The organism is Uliginosibacterium aquaticum, assembly GCF_012972705.2.
GTDB lineage: Bacteria > Pseudomonadota > Gammaproteobacteria > Burkholderiales > Rhodocyclaceae > Uliginosibacterium > Uliginosibacterium aquaticum.
Genome location: NZ_JABCSC020000004.1, coordinates 286,876 through 304,013, shown reverse-complemented (window position 1 = coordinate 304,013; position 17,138 = coordinate 286,876). Strand labels below are relative to the sequence as shown.

Genomic DNA, 17,138 nt, shown 5'->3' with positions numbered 1-17,138 from the left:
GCACTGCAATCGGCTTAGTCGTAACCCAGCGACTTGAGTGCGCGCTCATCATCGGCCCAGCCACTCTTCACCTTGACCCAGGTTTCGAGATAGACCTTGCTGTCGAAGAGCTTCTCGAGCTCGACGCGCGCCTCGGACGAAATGCGCTTGAGGCGCTCCCCGCCCTTGCCGATCACGATGCCCTTGTGCCCGGCCTTGTCCACGATGATCGCAGCGAAGATGCGGCGCAGATTGCCCTCGACTTCGTACTTCTCGATCTCGACGGTCATACCATAGGGCAACTCTTCGCCGAGCAAACGGAACAACTTCTCACGCAGGAACTCTGCGGCAAGGAAGCGCTCGCTGCGGTCGGTAATGTCATCCTCGCCATACAGCGCTTCACCCTCGGGCAGGTACTTGCCGACGGTCGTCAACAGCTCGGGCACGTTGCTGCCACGCTCGGCACTGATCGGCACGATTTCGGCAAACGGAAACTCGCCTGACATCTGCTGCATGAAGGGCAGGAGCTTGCCTTTGTCTTCCTCAAGATCAACCTTGTTAATCACCAGCACAACCTTGGCGTCCTGCGGCAACAGCTTCATGACCTTGCGGTCATCCGGCCCGAAACGACCAGACTCGATCAGGAACATCACCACATCCACCTCATTCAGCACCTGGCTGACCGTACGATTCATGGTGGCGTTCAGTGCATTCTGATGATGGGTCTGGAAGCCGGGCGTATCAACGAAGATGAACTGCTGCGCGCCCTCGGTCAGCACGCCAGTGATGCGGTGACGCGTGGTCTGCGCCTTGCGCGACACGATGCTGATCTTCTGACCGACCAAACGGTTCAGAAGCGTGGACTTGCCAACATTGGGACGCCCGACGATGGCGACAAGACCGGTATGGGTGACTGCTTGATTCATTGTTTTTCCAGTTCCTGCAAGGCTGCACGGGCCGCCTGCTGTTCGGCGATACGCCGGCTGCTGCCGATACCCTGAGTCAGCAAGCCCAAGGGCTCCACCACGCAGGAAATTTCAAATTCACGGGCATGCGCAAGGCCGCGCTCGGCCACCAACTCGTAGCGTGGCAAGCCCAGGCGACGGGCCTGCAGAATTTCCTGTAACGCTGTCTTGGGGTCTTTCAAGGACTTGGCCGGATCCAGCGCTACCAGCTTGTTGGCATACAGTCGCTCGATCACGCCTTTGACCGCCTCGAAGCCACCATCAAGATAGATTGCTCCAAAGACAGCTTCCAGCGCATCCGCAAGAATCGATGGGCGCTGACGACCACCACTTTTGTGCTCGCCCTCTCCCAACAAGAGGCTTTCACCCAGATTCAGATCCAGTGCGATCTCATGCAAGGCATCCTGCTTGACGAACTGCGCGCGCAAGCGCGACAGCTCGCCTTCACGCAAGGCCGGAAAACGCTCAAAGAGCAGCATCGAGACCACCATGTCCACAATACTGTCGCCGAGAAATTCGAGGCGCTCGTTATTGTCCGCCGCGTAGCTAGAATGCGTCAGCGCCTGCCGCAACAACGCCGGCTGCCGGAATGCATGCCCTAGCGCCTGAATCAGGGCCTCACGCAAACTGGATTCGCTCAATTCGAGGAAACATCAAAGTCCAGATAGAGGCCAACATTAGCCACCAGCGGAACTTCACGACGGTAAGAAACCTGCAAGCTGACCTTGCCGTTATTTTTATCCACAACGACAGTTTGAGGATCGACAGAACGAATGGCGTCCACTTCTGTAAACCGAGCGAACGCTGTACGAAAGTTGCTCGGAGGAGCTGCCGGATCAACGGTTGCAACCACTTTGTTAAAGGCTTTCTGAACTGCAAAGTACTCGCTGAAAACTGGCACCAACTTCAAGCCAACGACTAGGCAAGCTGCAATCAAAGTGCCGACGATAGCCAAGGAAATTAGGGTCATGCCTTGCTGTTTTTTCATTTCACACCTTCCCGCAGATCAGTGAAAACTGCCTACCCGACCAAAATCCACGCCCGAAGGCGGCAGGATCTGGTCAGCATGGAACCAGATGAAGAAAGCGCGGCCAACAATATTGGCATCCGGCACAAAGCCCCACACGCGTGAATCGGCGCTCTGGTCACGATTATCGCCCATCACGAAATAATGACCCTCCGGTACCCTGCAACTCACGCCCTGACGAGAGTGGGTGCAGTTCGCGGAATATTCATGCGGCACGAGCAACTGCTCAGGCACAAAGGGCTGAGCATCCCGGTTATTGAGCAGCATATGCTTGTTGCCGAGCACATCCTCCTCGAACTTCTGGAATACATCGAAGCTGCGCGGAATCAGATAATCGCCTTGCGGTATCACTGGCAAAGCTTGGCCGTTGATGGTGAGACGCTTGTCTATGTATTCAATACGGTCCCCCGGCAGTCCGATGACGCGCTTGATGTAGTCCTGACGCATGTCATGCGGGTAGCGAAAGACCATCACGTCGCCCCGCTGGGGCTCACCGACCGCGATGATTTTCTTGTTCAGCACGGGCAACCGCACACCATAGGCGTACTTATTGACCAGGATGAAATCGCCCACCTGCAGGGTCGGGATCATCGAACCTGAGGGAATGCGAAAAGGCTCGATCCAGAAGGAACGCAGCATGAAGATCGGCAGGATCACCGGAAAGAAGCTGGCTCCGTACTCGACCCACCAAGGGTCGGGCGATCCCTTCGGGCGTTGCTTGCGGGCCCTGAACACGTCGTAGCACCACAGGATGCCGGAGACGATGCTCAGGACAAAAAGAATGAGGGCGAAATCCACAGATACCTCGTTTCGGTTGACTAGCCTTCGTCGGTCCGCAGCACGGCGAGAAACGCCTCCTGCGGAATCTCGACGTTACCCACCATCTTCATGCGCTTTTTGCCTTCTTTCTGCTTTTCGAGCAGCTTTTTCTTGCGTGTGATGTCGCCGCCGTAACACTTGGCGAGTACGTTCTTGCGCATGGCCTTGATGGTTTCACGGGCCAGAATGTTCGAACCGATCGCAGCCTGCACCGGCACATCGAACATCTGGCGCGGGATCAGGCCGCGCAGGCGGGTCACCAGATCACGGCCACGATAGGTAGCGTTGGCACGGTGCACGATTACCGACAGGGCGTCGACCTTCTCGCTGGACACCAACACGTCGAGCTTCACCACATCGGCCGCACGATACTCCTTGAAGTCGTAATCGAGCGAGGCATAACCACGCGACACAGACTTGAGCTTGTCGAAGAAATCCATCACCACTTCAGCCATCGGCATGTCATACACCAGTTTCACCTGGCGGCCGTGGTAGTGCATGTCGACCTGGCTGCCACGCTTCTGGTTGCACAGCGTCATCACCGGACCGAGGTAGTCCTGCGGCACAAAGATGGTGGCGGTAATGATCGGTTCTCGCACTTCCTGCATCTTGTTCGACTCGGGCAACTTGGCCGGATTCTCGACCTTGATCACCGAGTTGTCGTTCATCAGCACCTCATAAACCACAGTCGGTGCGGTGGTGATCAAATCCATGTCGAACTCGCGCTCCAGGCGCTCCTGCACGATCTCCATGTGCAACAGGCCCAAGAAACCGCAACGGAAACCGAAACCCAGTGCCTGCGAAACTTCCGGCTCGTACTGCAGCGAGGCGTCGTTGAGCTTGAGCTTCTCCAGCGAATCGCGCAGCTGATCATATTCACTGGACTCCACCGGATACAGCCCGGCGAACACCTGCGGCTTGATTTCCTTGAAGCCTTCCAGCGGTTCGGCCGCCGGGCGGTTCACAACCGTGATCGTATCGCCCACTTTGGCCGATTTGAGCTCCTTGATCCCGGCGATCACGAAGCCCACCTCCCCTGCGCGCAGGGCCTCCCGCGACAAGGACTTGGGGCTGAACACACCAACTTGCTCGCACAGATGCTGCGCGCCGGTGCTCATGAATAAGAGCTTGTCCTTGGGCCGCATCTCACCATCGACCACACGCACCAGCATCACCACGCCGACGTAGTTGTCGAACCATGAATCGATGATCAGCGCCTTCAGCGGGCCATCCGGATTACCGCGCGGTGGCGGCACCTTGGCCACAACCATTTCGAGGATATCTTCCACGCCCATGCCGGTCTTGGCCGAGCACGGAATCGCCTCGGTCGCATCGATGCCGATCACATCCTCGACCTCCTGCCTTGCACCATCCGGATTGGCTGAGGGTAGATCCATCTTGTTGAGCACGGGCAGCACTTCTACGCCCAATTCGATGGCGGTGTAGCAGTTGGCCACTGTCTGCGCCTCCACCCCCTGAGTGGCATCCACCACTAGCAGCGCACCTTCACAGGCGGACAGCGAGCGACTCACCTCGTAGGAAAAGTCGACATGCCCCGGCGTGTCGATCAGGTTCAGGTTATAAACCTGCCCATCACGTGCCTTGTACTGAAGTGACGCGGTCTGCGCCTTGATCGTGATACCGCGCTCGCGCTCCAGATCCATCGAGTCCAGCACCTGTGCTTCCATCTCGCGATCGGAGAGACCGCCACAGGTTTGAATGAGGCGATCCGCCAGCGTTGATTTGCCGTGGTCGATGTGAGCGATGATCGAGAAATTGCGGATGTGCTGCATGCCGTTTCGAAACAGGTGTGGATGACGCAAAAGAGGGTGCCTCGGCACCCTCAGCAAAATATTGAAAAAGCAGGCGATTATAGCCGATGCGGGGTGCGCCTTCCTACCGTGCCGGCAGCTTCATGCCGACATAGCTGCGGCTCTCGCCGCGCAACACCAGCAGGGTCAGGGCCGAGCCCCGCGGCAGTCCTTGCAGCAGGCGATTGAAATGATCTGCTGACTTGAGTGATTGCTGCTGACCGCCCGTCGTCACAGCCAGCACCACATCGCCTGGCCTCAGCTCGGCACGCGCCGCTGCACCATTTGCCTCCACAATGCTGGCGCCCTGCTCCAGCGCCAGCTCTCGCTTCTGGCTACGGCTCAAGTCCTGCAGCACGAGCCCCAAAGGATTGCTCCCACGAGGCGCAGGCTCAACAATGCGCGGCGGGGTATCGTGCTTTTCTTCCGGAAACGCACCTACCACAAGCTGCACACGGCGCATGCGGTTATCGCGCCAGAACTCCAGCTCCACCGCTCTTCCTGGGCGGACCGCCCCCACGATGCGCGGCAATTCATGGGAGTTCTGCACCTCGCGGCCATCACAACGCAGGATCACGTCCCCGCTGCGCAAACCGGCCTGCGCCGCAGGCCCGTCCGGCTCAACCTGACTCACCAGAGCCCCGGTCGCCGTACGCAAACCAAAACTGCTGGCAATGTCCTGACTCAATTCCTGCACCAGCACGCCGATGCGCCCGCGCTGCACATGGCCACGCTCGCGCAACTGGGCCTGCACATCCATCGCCACATCAATCGGAATCGCGAAGGACACCCCCATAAACCCGCCGGTACGGCTATAGATCTGAGAGTTGATGCCTACCACTTCGCCTTTCAGATTGAACAGCGGGCCGCCAGAATTTCCCGGATTGATCGCCACATCGGTCTGAATGAAGGGCACGATGCTGTCGTCTGGCAGGCTGCGCCCTTTGGCGCTGACAATACCCGCCGTCACCGAGCTGTCAAAACCGAAGGGCGAACCGATTGCCAGCACCCAGTCCCCCACGCGCAGCCTGGAAGGGTCGCCCAGGCGAGCTTGTGGCAAGCCGCTGGCGTCAACCTTGAGCAGGGCAATATCGGTGCGCCGGTCAGTACCCACCACGCGCGCCGGATACTCGCGCCGATCATTCATGCGGACCAGAATCTCACTAGCCTCCTCCACCACATGCGCATTGGTCAGAATATAGCCCGCGCTGTCGATCACGAAACCGGAACCAACGGCCTGATCATCCTCTTCCGATTCTTCCAGCTCAGTCGGCGGAGGCAGCCAGCGCCGCAACCACTCAGGCATCCGGCCCGGAGTATCACTACGCAAAGCAGGCGCCTTGACCGACGCTGCCTGGCGGGTTGCACTGATATTCACCACCACCGGAGCCTGGCGCTCGACCAGTCCGGCAAACTCCGGCAACTCCCGCGCCTGAATAGACAAGGAAAAACACAGGGTCAGTGCGGCCGTGCAGCGCAAGATCAAGGCAGCACTCCGGCGATCCTCGGTCGTCGGGCTTGGCTCAGGCCCAAGCAGCGCGCCAAACCAAACCCAAGTGCGAGCCCAGCCAAACCGCCCAACGCACTGCCTACATCACTCCCACGCAACAGCATGCCCACAAATGCACCGCCAAGCACTCCCGCAAGCGGCAGGCCGTAGCCCAGACCTGCGGCACGCAGGGCCGACCCCTCCGGCACCTCGATCAGCACACGCTGCCCGGGCTGCGCCCCAAGCGGATTGCCAACCCGGTATTCGCTGCAGCGTGCCGCTTCGGCACCACCACACCCCCCCGGCTCATGGCAGCGCCCGCAGCCACTGGAGCGCTGGACCTGCACCACGGCATCACGCTCTTCACAGCGAATCACAACCCCTTCAGCCTGCACGGCCAGCCCTTTCATTTCCACTCGCTCAAGCGTTCATTTACGACGTTCAACGCCTTCGGCAATCAGCTTCAGGGTTTGAGCTGGCACTTCGCCCAATACCGTGACCTGCTGATCGCCCAGCATCCGCCGATAGCTGCCAATCGGTCCCGCTGGCGGGGCCGGATTCTGCGCCCGCCCCTGAACTTGCGGCTCGATGAAAACCGAGACGTTGGCAAAGCCATCTGAAAAAGCCGCATGCACAGCCACCGCATCATCCTTGTGCAGCTTTCGATGCATCAGCGCCACCTGCTTGAAGCCAGCCGGCAACCTGCGAAACAACCAGGGAATATCCTCTGGCCGCACATCCTCACCAGCCGCGTTGATCACACGCCAGCCAGTCGTTTTGACGGACTGCGGCTTAAGCTTGTCATGCTCGATATGCGCATCCGGATTCATCTCGGTAAACGCGAACTGCTCAACCACACCGGCCGAGCCAGCGAGCATGCGCGACTTGAGCAGCAAGCCTGTCGCCATATCAATCCACAACTGGTGGCCATAGCGCAACTCATCACGCGGCTCCAGGTACAGAATCTGGGCCTCACGCCCCGCCACCCGACCAGGCTCACCCACCCGCAAGGTATAGATCTCCCCCAAGGCAGCCGGGCGCGACACCAGTCGGCCAGGCTGCCTGGCCTGGATGGCGCGGTCCAACACCAGTATCTTGTCGGCAGGCAGGAAGCACTGCACATTTTCATTGTGCCGCAAGACCTCACGCGGAGTGCCATCCAAGGTTTCAAGGCGCTCGTGCTCGCCGGAACCATCCACCAACCGCACAATGCGTGAGGTCTCGGTGCGGCCCTGGGTCTGATATACAAAAACGCCAGTAAAACTGAGATTGCGCGAAGCCTGATTCATGCGCTGCAACCAGCCCAGCGCATCCTCAGCCAGGGCAGGCGTACTCGCGAGAAGGCCGACACACAGAACCAGAGCCAGACGTCGAGTCATCGTGCCGAACCTGCCTGCTCATCGCTCACGGTACGGATGTACTGCGCCACCCCGGCCATCGGCGCCCCGATAGCAGAAGCCTGGTGGGCCATGTAGTAAGCCCGGTCGTCGGCCAGCGCCACCTGGGCTGCAGGCGTCTGCACTGGCTGCGGCGCCTGAGCCATCACCGGCGCCTGCACTGGCGACCACAGGCTCAAACCCATCCAGGCCGCCACGGCCAGCCCCGCAACTGCGGCAGCCATCGGCATCCAGCGCATCTCAGCCGTTTGCGGTGCCTTCACATGGCGACGTGGCGCCAGTACGACCGGCTCATCCTCCAGTGCATACATCACCCTGTCAGTCAGTTGTGAGCTGACTGCGGCCTGATCACGCAGCAGGTCGCCGATCAACCAGTACAACTCGCACTGCTCACGCGACGCGCCTGGCCGGATCACCGCCTCCAGCGTCTGCACAACCTCTCCCGGCGCGGCCTCACCGTCCACCCAAGCGGATAATTGCTCGTTCATCATGCTCACCACCTCTTGTCCGGCGCTACGTCCAGCATCGGTCTCAATCGTTCTGCAATCGCCTCGCGGGCCCTGAAAATGCGTGAGCGGACGGTGCCGATCGGGCAATTCATCAAGGTCGCAATTTCCTCGTAACTCAACCCTTCGATCTCGCGCAGCACGATCGCCGTGCGCAGATCCTCGGGCAGCGCATCCATCGCAGCATTCACCGTCTCGCCGATCTGGCGAGTTTGCATCAAACGCTCCGGGGTATCGTTGTCGCGCAACAATTCTCCAGAGTCGTACTGCTCTGCCTCTTCCGCTTCAATATCGGTACTCGTGGGGGCTCGGCGCCCCTGCGAAACCAGATAGTTCTTGGCGGTATTCACACCGATACGATACAGCCAGGTGTAGAACGCGCTTTCGCCCCGGAAGTTTGGCAAGGCACGATAAGCCTTGATAAATGCTTCCTGCGCCACATCCTCAACCTCGGCGGGATCACGGATCATGCGTGAAAGCAAGCGGCCGAGCTTGCGCTGATACTTGGAGACAAGCAGGCCAAAAGCCTGCTTGTCTCCACGCTGCACGCGCTCAACCAGTTGCTGATCAATCTCTCTGTCGCTCATCTGCGTTCGGGCAGGGCCCGTTCATGCGGGAATTATCGCGCCCGAGTATAGCCGATGGATTGCGACCCATTGCCGCTGTGACCGGGCACTGCAAGCAAAGTTCAGTCACATCGCACTTGGCCGGATTGCGCCCTGCCGCTAGCATTACCAGCTTCGCATCGTGCACCCGCACCGGGAGCTCCTCTTGAAACGCTTCGACGTCCTCATTCTTGGCAGCGGTCTTGCTGGCCAATCCTTGGCACTGCGCCTCGCCGACCATCTGCAGGTCGCGCTGGTCAGCAAACGCCACATCGAGGACGGCGCCAGCGCCTGGGCTCAAGGTGGCATCGCAGCGGTCATCGACCCTTCGGATTCCACTGCGGCGCACTACGAAGACACCCAGATTGCCGGCGCCCAGCTCTGCGACCCTGCCGCCACGCACTTCGTCGTCGAGCACGGTGCCGCGGCCATCCAGTGGCTGCGCGAGCAGGGCGTGCCCTTCACGCCGGATTCGGATACCGCCTGGGGCATGCATCTCACCCGCGAAGGCGGTCACAGCCATCGCCGCATCGTGCACGTTGCCGACGCAACCGGTGCGGCCGTACAGGAAACCCTGATCGACCGGGTCAAACGCCACCCGAACATCCAGATCATGGAAAACCACGTCGCTGTCGACCTAATCGTCGGCCACAAACTGGGACAACCCGAAGCCGGCTGCCTGGGCGCCTACCTGCTGGATAACGACTCCGGTCACGTTGAAGCTTACGCCGCCGGACACACCGTGCTGGCAACTGGTGGCGCCGGCAAGGTCTATCTCTACACGACCAACCCTGACACCTCCACGGGTGATGGCATTGCCATGGCCTGGCGTGCAGGCTGCCGCATCAGCAACATGGAGTTCATCCAGTTTCACCCAACCTGCCTATACCACCCGCAGGCCAAGTCTTTCCTGATTTCCGAAGCCGTCCGCGGCGAAGGCGGCCTGCTCCGGCTGCCGGACGGTACGCGCTTCATGCCCAAACATGATCCGCGTGGCGAACTTGCCCCGCGTGATGTGGTTGCCCGCGCCATCGACTTCGAAATGAAGAAGCGCGGTATCGATAGCGTCTTTCTCGACATCTCGCACAAGAGTCGAGAATTTTTGCAGGAGCACTTCCCGACCATTTCGGCGCGCTGCCTGGAGCTGGGCATCGACATCAGCAAACAGCCCATCCCGGTCGTACCCGCCGCACACTACACCTGTGGCGGCGTGCAGATCGACCTGCGCGCCCGCACCGACCTGCCCGGCCTCTACGCGATTGGAGAAACCGCCTGCTCAGGCTTGCACGGCGCCAACCGCCTGGCCAGCAATTCATTGCTTGAATGCGTAGTCTTCGGCGAATCGGCCGCGCGAGATATTCTCGCCAACCGACGCAGCGCTCCCAACAGCCTGCCGGCCTGGGATGAAAGCCGCGTCTCGGACGCTGACGAGGAGGTCGTGATCTCCCACAACTGGGACGAGCTGCGCCGCTTCATGTGGGACTACGTCGGCATTGTGCGCACCAACAAGCGTCTCGAGCGCGCCCAGCATCGCATCAAATTACTGATGCGGGAAATCGATGACTACTACAGCAACTTTCGCATCGGCAACGATCTGATCGAACTGCGCAACCTGGTCACAACCGCTGACCTGATCGTGCGCAGTGCCCTGCGCCGCAAGGAGTCGCGTGGCCTGCACTTCTCCAAGGATTACCCTCAACTGGCTGAACGCGCCCGTCCGACCATCCTGGCCAACCCGCGCTGGCCAGCCGGCCTGAAGCGCTGGAATCACCCCGGCTGAGTATCAGACAACTGCCAGCGCAGATAGCGCCGCAAAGCGCGCCAATCCTCAGCTGGCAGACCGTCACGCGTCAGTGCAGCACGCCCGCAACGCCCGCTCTCTAGCTCACGCCACACCAGCACAATCAGCCAGCCCAGATCACGCGAGTCGCTCAGCAGTTCAACCTGCACGCGGGAATCGCCGCGCTCCAGCCAGCATGCCTCTCCCGACATCTGCAGGACACAGGCGGCAATACGCTGCCACTGCCGCATCTGCCACAGCGCAGACAAGACCACCGCCAGAGTCACAGCAATGCTCAGCGGGCGCGGCACTTCAGGCGCCAGCACACAGGCCAGTGGCAATCCATGAACCAGAATGATGGTGCCTAGTAACACTCGCGAGAGGCGCAAAGGCAAGAAAAAAGGCGCCGACATCCGTCAGGCGCCTTCTTGCATACAGCAACGGCAGGTCATCAGATCTTGCGGAATACCAGCGTGCTGTTGGTGCCACCAAAACCAAAGGAGTTCGACATGGCGACATCGATCGGCATGGGACGCGCCACGTTCGGCACATAGTCCAGATCACAAGCGGGATCCGGGTCATTCAGGTTGATCGTCGGCGGCGCAACCTGATTCTGGATCGCCAACACCGAGAATACCGCCTCAATCCCTGCAGCAGCACCAAGCAGGTGACCCGTCATGGATTTGGTCGAACTCATCGCGATCTTGCTGACATGCGCGCCAAAGCAACGCTTGGCAGCCATGGTTTCGGCAATGTCACCCAAGGGCGTAGAAGTACCGTGAGCATTCACGTAGTTAACTTCGTCGGCCGCAATCTTGGCATTGCGCAGGGCGTTAGCCATACTGCGCGCAGCACCTTCACCACCTTCAGCAGGTGCCGTGATGTGGTAAGCATCCGAGCTCATGCCGTAACCGGCCAGCTCGGCGTAAATCTTGGCACCACGCGCCTTGGCGTGTTCGTACTCTTCGAGCACCAGCACGCCAGCGCCCTCACCCAGCACGAAACCATCGCGGCCGGAGTCCCACGGACGGCTCGCCGTCTGCGGATCATCATTGCGCGTCGACAAGGCCTTGGCCGAACAGAAGCCACCCATGCCAAGCAGCGACACGGTAGATTCCGCACCACCCGCAATCATGATGTCGGCATCGCCATACTCGATCAGGCGAGCGGCTTCACCCAGTGAGTGGTTGCCGGTGGCACAGGCACTCACGGTGGCAAAGTTCGGCCCCTGAAAACCGTAGTTGATCGACAACACGCCAGAAACCATGTTGATGATCGAACCCGGCACGAAAAACGGAGAAATCTTGCGCGCACCGCCTGCGGCGATCGCGTGCATGGTGTCTTCAATCAGCGGCAGACCGCCAATCCCGGAACCGATACACACACCGATGCGCTCCGCATTGGCGGGCTTCTCAGTGATACCGGCATCCTTGATGGCATCCATGGCCGCCGCCAGACCGTAGTGGATGAAAGTATCGAAACGGCGCGCTTCTTTCGGAGAAAGATAGTTCGCCACATCAAAACCCTTCACCTCACCAGCGATCTGGGTGGTCAGGCTGCTGGCATCGAACCGCGTGGCGCGGTCAATGCCGGAGCGACCATTGATGATGCTGTCCCAAGCGGAAGCAACGGTATTGCCGACCGGCGAAATGATGCCGAGCCCAGTTACTACAACTCTGCGACGCGTCAAAGGTCACTCCTTACTGCAAATGTACGAAAAGCGATCAGGCCTTCAGGTGGGCGCTGACGTAGTCAATCGCTTGCTGAACGTTGGTGATCTTCTCGGCTTCTTCATCGGGAATTTCGCACTCGAATTCCTCTTCCAGCGCCATGACCAGCTCGACGGTGTCGAGAGAGTCAGCACCCAGATCGTCGACGAACGAAGAGTCGTTCTTGATGTCGGCTTCGTTAGCGCCCAGTTGCTCTGCAACGATCTTGCGCACGCGCTGCTCGATGTTTTCCATGAATGGCTCCTTCTTTTTCAAGCGGATAAGTAAGAAAAAACCCGAGCATTCTAACAGAATCCGGCCACAACTTCAGCCAACTCCGCCCTTCGGGTTCGTATGGCCTGTCAGGCCATGTACATCCCGCCGTTGACGTGGATTGTGGCCCCCGTCACATAGCTCGCGGCCGGCGAGGCCAGAAAGCTGACTACGGCAGAAATCTCTTCGGGCCGCCCGAGGCGGCCCACAGCGATCTGGGATTGCAACATATCGCGCTGCGCATCCGGGAGATCACGGGTCATGTCGGTATCGATGAAGCCGGGCGCCACACAGTTCACAGTGATGTTGCGACTGCCCAGCTCGCGCGCCAGCGCGCGGGTCATGCCGGCCACCCCGGCCTTTGCCGCGGCGTAATTGGCCTGACCAGCGTTGCCCGAGGCACCTACCACCGAAGTGATGTTGATGATGCGACCATTGCGCGCCTTCATCATGCCACGCATGACAAGGCGGGACATGCGGAACACCGCCTTGAGGTTGGTATCCATCACGGCATCCCACTCCTCGTCCTTCATGCGCATGGCAATGTTGTCACGCGTGATGCCGGCGTTATTCACCAGCACAGCGATCGTGCCGAATTCTTTCTCAATGTCTGCCACTGCCGCTTCGCAAGCCGCAGCATCCGTCACATTCAGGGCAATCCCCTTGCCCTTCACACCGGCTTCCTGCAGGGCTGCGCCAATGGCCGCAGCACCATCTGCAGAGGTCGCGGTACCGATGACGGTTGCCCCGAGCTTGCCCAGATCCAGCGCAATGGCACGACCAATGCCACGCGTCGCGCCGGTGACGAGAACAACCTGATCTGCGAGAGAGTTCATTCCTGATTTCCCTTGATGTTATTGGTATTGCGGCAGCACGCGCGCCAGCGCCTCTGCATCGGTCACAGCCTCAACCGCCAGCTCGCCGTTGATGCGCTTGACCAGCCCGGCCAGCACCTTGCCCGGACCGAACTCGAGCACCGCCGAGATGCCGCGCGGCGCCATCGCCTCCACGCTCTCGATCCAGCGCACCGGGCTGTAGGCCTGACGCACCAGCGCGTCACGGATGGACTCAGCCGAAGTCTCAACCTTCACATCCACGTTATTGAGCACGGCAATCTTCGGCTCGGACAGTGCCACACTCGCCAGGCGTTCGGCCAGAAGATCTGCAGCAGGCTTCATCAGCGTGCTATGGAAAGGCGCGCTCACCGGCAGGGCCACGGCACGCTTGGCGCCACGGGCCTTGCAGGCCTCCATGGCACGCTCCACCGCCCCGGCGTGGCCGGCAATCACGATCTGCACCGGCGAATTCAGATTCGCAGCCGACACCGATTCGCCCTGAGCGGCTTCTGCACAGGCTTCAGCAACCAGTTCGGGCGAAAGATTCAGGATGGCGGCCATGCCACCCATGCCTGCAGGCACGGCAGCCTGCATCGCCTCGGCACGAAAACGCACAAGCTTCACGGCATCACGAAAATCCAGCACTTCGGCCGCCACCAGCGCGGCGTATTCGCCAAGGCTGTGGCCTGCTACCAGCGCCGGGCAGGCGCCGCCGGCTTCCAGCCAGGCGCGCCACACAGCAATGCCGGCCGTCAGCATGACCGGCTGGGTATTCACGGTTTGCGACAGCGCCTCTGCCGGGCCGTCCGCAACCATTTGCCAAAGATCCTGCCCCAAGGCATCCGAGGCTTCCGCAAAGGTATTGCGCACCACAGCCGACTCCGCAAAGGAGGCCATCATGCCTACCGACTGCGAGCCCTGCCCGGGGAAAACAACCGCCAGTTGATTCAGCGTCTTACTCATTCGACAACCTCGTGTTGAACAATCAGAAACGCAGCAGCACCGCGCCCCAGGTAAAGCCGCCACCGACCCCCTCAAGCAGGACGGTATGACCCGGCTGAATGCGACCATCGCGCACGGCCACATCCAGCGCCAGCGGCACTGAAGCCGCTGAAGTATTGCCATGCTTATCCACCGTAACAACCACGCGCTCGGGCGGAATTCCAAGCTTCTTGGCTGTAGCTTGCATGATGCGGATATTAGCCTGATGAGGAATCAGCCAGTCCAGCTTCTCCAGCGGCAGAGCAGCCTGCTCAGCAACCTCATGCGCAACCTCGGACAAGACCTTGACGGCATATTTAAAGACGGCCTGACCATCCATGCGAATGAAGGGGCAGCCCACAACCTGCCCACTCATCATCTGCGCATTCACAGACAGAATGCCCGTCTGCGAACCATCAGCATGCATGGCCGAGGCCAGCAAGCCTGGTGTTTCATCAGCCACCAGCACCACCGCACCGGCGCCATCGCCAAACAACACACACGTCGTGCGGTCAGACCAATCCAGAATGCGCGAAAGCTTTTCAGCCCCCACCACCAGCACGCGACGATGCGAACCAGAGCGGATGAATTTGTCAGCCACGGTCAGAGCAAATACGAAACCGCTGCACACCGCCTGCACATCAAAGGCAGCGCAGCCAGAGGGAATACCCAGTTCGTTCTGCAACAGACAGGCCGTACTCGGGAAAACCATTTCCGGGGTAGTCGTAGCCACGATCACCAGATCGATGTCGGCCGGCTTGAGGCCCGCAGCGTCCAGCGCTCGGCGCGCAGCCTCGGCAGCCATGCCGTGCGTCGTCACCCCCTCGCCGGCCAGATGGCGGGCACGGATACCAGTGCGATCACTGACCCACTCATCCGAGGTGTCGATACCGCGTGCTACCAGGTCATCATTGGTGACCGGTGCGCCCGGAACAAAGCCGCCCGTGCCGGCGATACGAGAAAAAGTCATGCTGCAGAACCCTCCTGCGTGGACTCCAGAGAGGCGGCAGTGTAACCGCTCATCCGTGCGGAGATGCGTTCAACCAACTGATTGCGCGCAGCTTCGGCCGCACGGCGCAGCGCCCATACATAAGCAGTCTGGTTGGCAGAGCCGTGACTTTTCACCACCACACCGCGCAGCCCGAGCAAAGCCGCGCCATTGAAACGGCCCGGGTCAAAACGCTTCTTGAAGCGCTTGAGTACCGGCATCGCAATCAGCGCCAGCAGCTTGGTCAGCAGGTTGCGCTTGAATTCCTGGCTCAGGAAATTGGTGATCATGCGCGCCACCCCTTCCGAGGACTTCAGCGCCACATTGCCGACAAAACCATCACAGACCACGACATCCGTCGTGCCCTTGAAAATATCATCGCCTTCCACGTTACCGTAGAAATTCAGGTCGGAAGCTCGCAGAAGCTCGGCAGCCTTCTTGACCACCTCGTTGCCCTTGATGTCTTCCTCGCCAATATTGAGCAGCCCTACCGTCGGGCTAGCCTTGTGCTCCACCGCCTCCAGCAGGAGCGAGCCCATGATCGCGAACTGCAGCAGATGCTCCGCCGAACAGTCGACATTGGCCCCCAGGTCCAGCATGTAGGTCTGGCCCTTCATTGACGGGATGATCGTGGCGATTGCTGGCCGGTCAATGCCCGGCAGGGTTTTCAGCACAAAACGCGAAATCGCCATCAGCGCCCCGGTATTGCCCGCAGACACTGCAGCAGCAGCCTCGCCGGACTTCACCAGATTGATCGCCACGCGCATCGAGGAATCTTTCTTGACGCGCATCGCCACCGCCGGAGCCTCGTCCATCTCGACGACCTCGGAGGCTTCCTGAACCACGATCCGGTCGCCAAACTCGGCAGCGGCCCGACGGAAAGCATCATCAAACACGGCCGGCAGGCCGACCAGAACGACGCGCGCCTGCGCGTCCTCCCGCAGGAACTGGAAGGCGGCGGGCAAGGTCACGGACGGGCCGTGATCGCCGCCCATGCAATCAATCGCAAGGGTGATGGGCATCACAAAACGGAATCAACAGGCGAAACAAGGCAGCCGCCATCCAAATCAAACCGGAAAGCGAAACTGCCTTGCTGCAGGAACGCGAACGACCTGAAAGGTCGGACGCCACGCGAATAGAGCACGCAAGTGCTGCGAGCCGCGCCGAGCATGCCGAAGCACGCGCGGCAGAGACTCATGCGCAGAGAGCGAATTACTCGCCCTTGGCCTTGGCAACCTTCTTGCCGCGGTAGAAGCCGGACGGCGAGATGTGGTGACGCAGGTGAGCCTCACCGGTCGTCGGCTCCACGGCCAGGGCCGGGGCGGTCAGAAAATCGTGCGCACGATGCATGCCGCGCTTGGAAGGCGACTTCTTGTTCTGTTGAACGGCCATTTCTTGCTCCTTAAAGCTCTTGAATCAATCATCAGTTTTCGCGCCACCCGAAGCCTTGAAGCCCCTGAGCGCCGCAAACGGCGATGTGTCATCGCCATTTCCCTTTGCCACCGGCACACTGCAATCTTCATGCGTTGGCGCCAGCGGCAGGGCCAACAGCAATTCTTCCTCTACCGCAGCCAGCACATCGAAATCGCGCCAAGCATGCACCGGGTCGAAATCATCCTCTTCCAACTCATCATCCGGCAGCGGCTCGCCTCGCGGCACCAGCAAGAGACGGGAATCCACCTCTACCGTACAGCGCACGTCTCCAAGACAGCGCTGGCACTGCATGAGCAGCTCAGCACTGGCTTCAACCGCCATATAGGACTTGCCTTCAAGTCGATAACCTCGCAGCGCATAGCTGACAGGCTGAACTTCTTCCGTCTTTCTCAGCACATCCTGCACACGAGGCAGGTTGCGTGCATCCAACTCACCGCGAAGCGCGTCTTCGCGTCGAGCGAACTCGAATGGATCCGGAATGAGCTTTGGCTGGTGCGACATAAACCGTCAATGCTATTATTTTTGGCTGTTCCTGTCAA

Annotated in this window: 20 protein-coding genes; 1 reads left to right on the top strand and 19 read right to left on the bottom strand. The window is 60.2% G+C overall.

Annotated elements, in window-relative coordinates; translation table 11 throughout:
* Window positions 1-14 precede the first annotated feature (14 nt).
* From era to rpoE, 10 genes are all read right to left on the bottom strand, one after another.
* Window positions 15-905: a GTPase Era gene (gene era, locus HJ583_RS16635; RefSeq protein ID WP_170022964.1), complete on the bottom strand. Its 891-nt coding sequence runs from the start codon at window positions 903-905 to the stop codon at window positions 15-17.
* Complete coding sequence (gene rnc / locus HJ583_RS16630; protein ID WP_235943891.1) at window positions 902-1,585, bottom strand: ribonuclease III; 684 nt, start codon at window positions 1,583-1,585, stop codon at window positions 902-904. The genes era and rnc overlap by 4 nt, the downstream gene beginning before the upstream one ends.
* The gene (locus tag HJ583_RS16625; RefSeq protein WP_101944065.1) at window positions 1,582-1,932 is read right to left on the bottom strand and encodes a DUF4845 domain-containing protein; all 351 of its coding nucleotides are present in this window, start codon (window positions 1,930-1,932) and stop codon (window positions 1,582-1,584) included. Before HJ583_RS16625 ends, rnc begins: the two co-directional genes overlap by 4 nt.
* An 18-nt stretch (window positions 1,933-1,950) precedes the next feature.
* Window positions 1,951-2,769, bottom strand: coding sequence for a signal peptidase I (gene lepB, locus HJ583_RS16620; protein ID WP_170022963.1), 819 nt, complete (start codon window positions 2,767-2,769; stop codon window positions 1,951-1,953).
* A gap of 20 nt (window positions 2,770-2,789) precedes the next feature.
* Window positions 2,790-4,583 (bottom strand): translation elongation factor 4, encoded by a 1,794-nt coding sequence (gene lepA / locus HJ583_RS16615; RefSeq protein ID WP_170022962.1) that lies wholly within the window; start codon window positions 4,581-4,583, stop codon window positions 2,790-2,792.
* Window positions 4,584-4,686: 103 nt separating this feature from the next.
* Complete coding sequence (locus tag HJ583_RS16610) at window positions 4,687-6,087, bottom strand: Do family serine endopeptidase (protein ID WP_170022961.1); 1,401 nt, start codon at window positions 6,085-6,087, stop codon at window positions 4,687-4,689.
* A complete protein-coding gene (locus tag HJ583_RS16605) occupies window positions 6,084-6,500 on the bottom strand; it encodes a SoxR reducing system RseC family protein (protein ID WP_170022960.1) in 417 nt (138 codons plus the stop codon). Before HJ583_RS16605 ends, HJ583_RS16610 begins: the two co-directional genes overlap by 4 nt.
* Window positions 6,501-6,518: 18 nt before the next feature.
* Window positions 6,519-7,469 (bottom strand): MucB/RseB C-terminal domain-containing protein, encoded by a 951-nt coding sequence (locus HJ583_RS16600; RefSeq protein ID WP_170022959.1) that lies wholly within the window; start codon window positions 7,467-7,469, stop codon window positions 6,519-6,521.
* Window positions 7,466-7,978 carry a sigma-E factor negative regulatory protein gene (locus HJ583_RS16595; RefSeq protein WP_235943904.1) on the bottom strand — a complete coding sequence of 171 codons (513 nt, stop codon included), beginning with the start codon at window positions 7,976-7,978 and terminating at the stop codon, window positions 7,466-7,468. The genes HJ583_RS16600 and HJ583_RS16595 overlap by 4 nt, the downstream gene beginning before the upstream one ends.
* 2 nt (window positions 7,979-7,980) lie before the next feature.
* On the bottom strand, window positions 7,981-8,580 hold the full coding sequence (rpoE, locus tag HJ583_RS16590; RefSeq protein ID WP_101944077.1) for an RNA polymerase sigma factor RpoE: 600 nt from the start codon (window positions 8,578-8,580) through the stop codon (window positions 7,981-7,983).
* Window positions 8,581-8,764: 184 nt separating this feature from the next.
* On the opposite strand from rpoE, the gene nadB reads away from it, so the two are divergent.
* A complete protein-coding gene (gene nadB / locus HJ583_RS16585; protein WP_170022957.1) occupies window positions 8,765-10,378 on the top strand; it encodes an L-aspartate oxidase in 1,614 nt (537 codons plus the stop codon).
* Here nadB and HJ583_RS16580 read toward each other — a convergent pair.
* The 9 genes from HJ583_RS16580 to HJ583_RS16540 all read right to left on the bottom strand — a co-directional run bounded on the left by HJ583_RS16580 (window position 10,366) and on the right by HJ583_RS16540 (window position 17,100).
* Window positions 10,366-10,791, bottom strand: a complete 426-nt coding sequence (locus HJ583_RS16580; protein ID WP_170022956.1) for a protein YgfX — start codon at window positions 10,789-10,791, stop codon at window positions 10,366-10,368. The genes nadB and HJ583_RS16580 overlap by 13 nt on opposite strands.
* Before the next feature lie 38 nt (window positions 10,792-10,829).
* Complete coding sequence (gene fabF / locus HJ583_RS16575; RefSeq protein WP_170022955.1) at window positions 10,830-12,068, bottom strand: beta-ketoacyl-ACP synthase II; 1,239 nt, start codon at window positions 12,066-12,068, stop codon at window positions 10,830-10,832.
* 34 nt (window positions 12,069-12,102) lie between these two features.
* On the bottom strand, window positions 12,103-12,342 hold the full coding sequence (gene acpP, locus HJ583_RS16570; RefSeq protein ID WP_101944085.1) for an acyl carrier protein: 240 nt from the start codon (window positions 12,340-12,342) through the stop codon (window positions 12,103-12,105).
* 107 nt (window positions 12,343-12,449) lie between these two features.
* The gene (fabG, locus tag HJ583_RS16565) at window positions 12,450-13,196 is read right to left on the bottom strand and encodes a 3-oxoacyl-ACP reductase FabG (RefSeq protein WP_170022954.1); all 747 of its coding nucleotides are present in this window, start codon (window positions 13,194-13,196) and stop codon (window positions 12,450-12,452) included.
* Between the two features lie 18 nt (window positions 13,197-13,214).
* On the bottom strand, window positions 13,215-14,159 hold the full coding sequence (fabD, locus tag HJ583_RS16560) for an ACP S-malonyltransferase (RefSeq protein ID WP_328824930.1): 945 nt from the start codon (window positions 14,157-14,159) through the stop codon (window positions 13,215-13,217).
* Window positions 14,160-14,181: 22 nt separating this feature from the next.
* Window positions 14,182-15,147 carry a beta-ketoacyl-ACP synthase III gene (locus HJ583_RS16555; RefSeq protein WP_170022953.1) on the bottom strand — a complete coding sequence of 322 codons (966 nt, stop codon included), beginning with the start codon at window positions 15,145-15,147 and terminating at the stop codon, window positions 14,182-14,184.
* Window positions 15,144-16,187, bottom strand: a complete 1,044-nt coding sequence (gene plsX, locus HJ583_RS16550) for a phosphate acyltransferase PlsX (protein ID WP_170022952.1) — start codon at window positions 16,185-16,187, stop codon at window positions 15,144-15,146. Before plsX ends, HJ583_RS16555 begins: the two co-directional genes overlap by 4 nt.
* A 190-nt stretch (window positions 16,188-16,377) precedes the next feature.
* The gene (gene rpmF / locus HJ583_RS16545) at window positions 16,378-16,557 is read right to left on the bottom strand and encodes a 50S ribosomal protein L32 (RefSeq protein ID WP_101944093.1); all 180 of its coding nucleotides are present in this window, start codon (window positions 16,555-16,557) and stop codon (window positions 16,378-16,380) included.
* 24 nt (window positions 16,558-16,581) lie between these two features.
* Window positions 16,582-17,100, bottom strand: a complete 519-nt coding sequence (locus HJ583_RS16540; RefSeq protein WP_170022951.1) for a YceD family protein — start codon at window positions 17,098-17,100, stop codon at window positions 16,582-16,584.
* Window positions 17,101-17,138 lie beyond the last annotated feature (38 nt).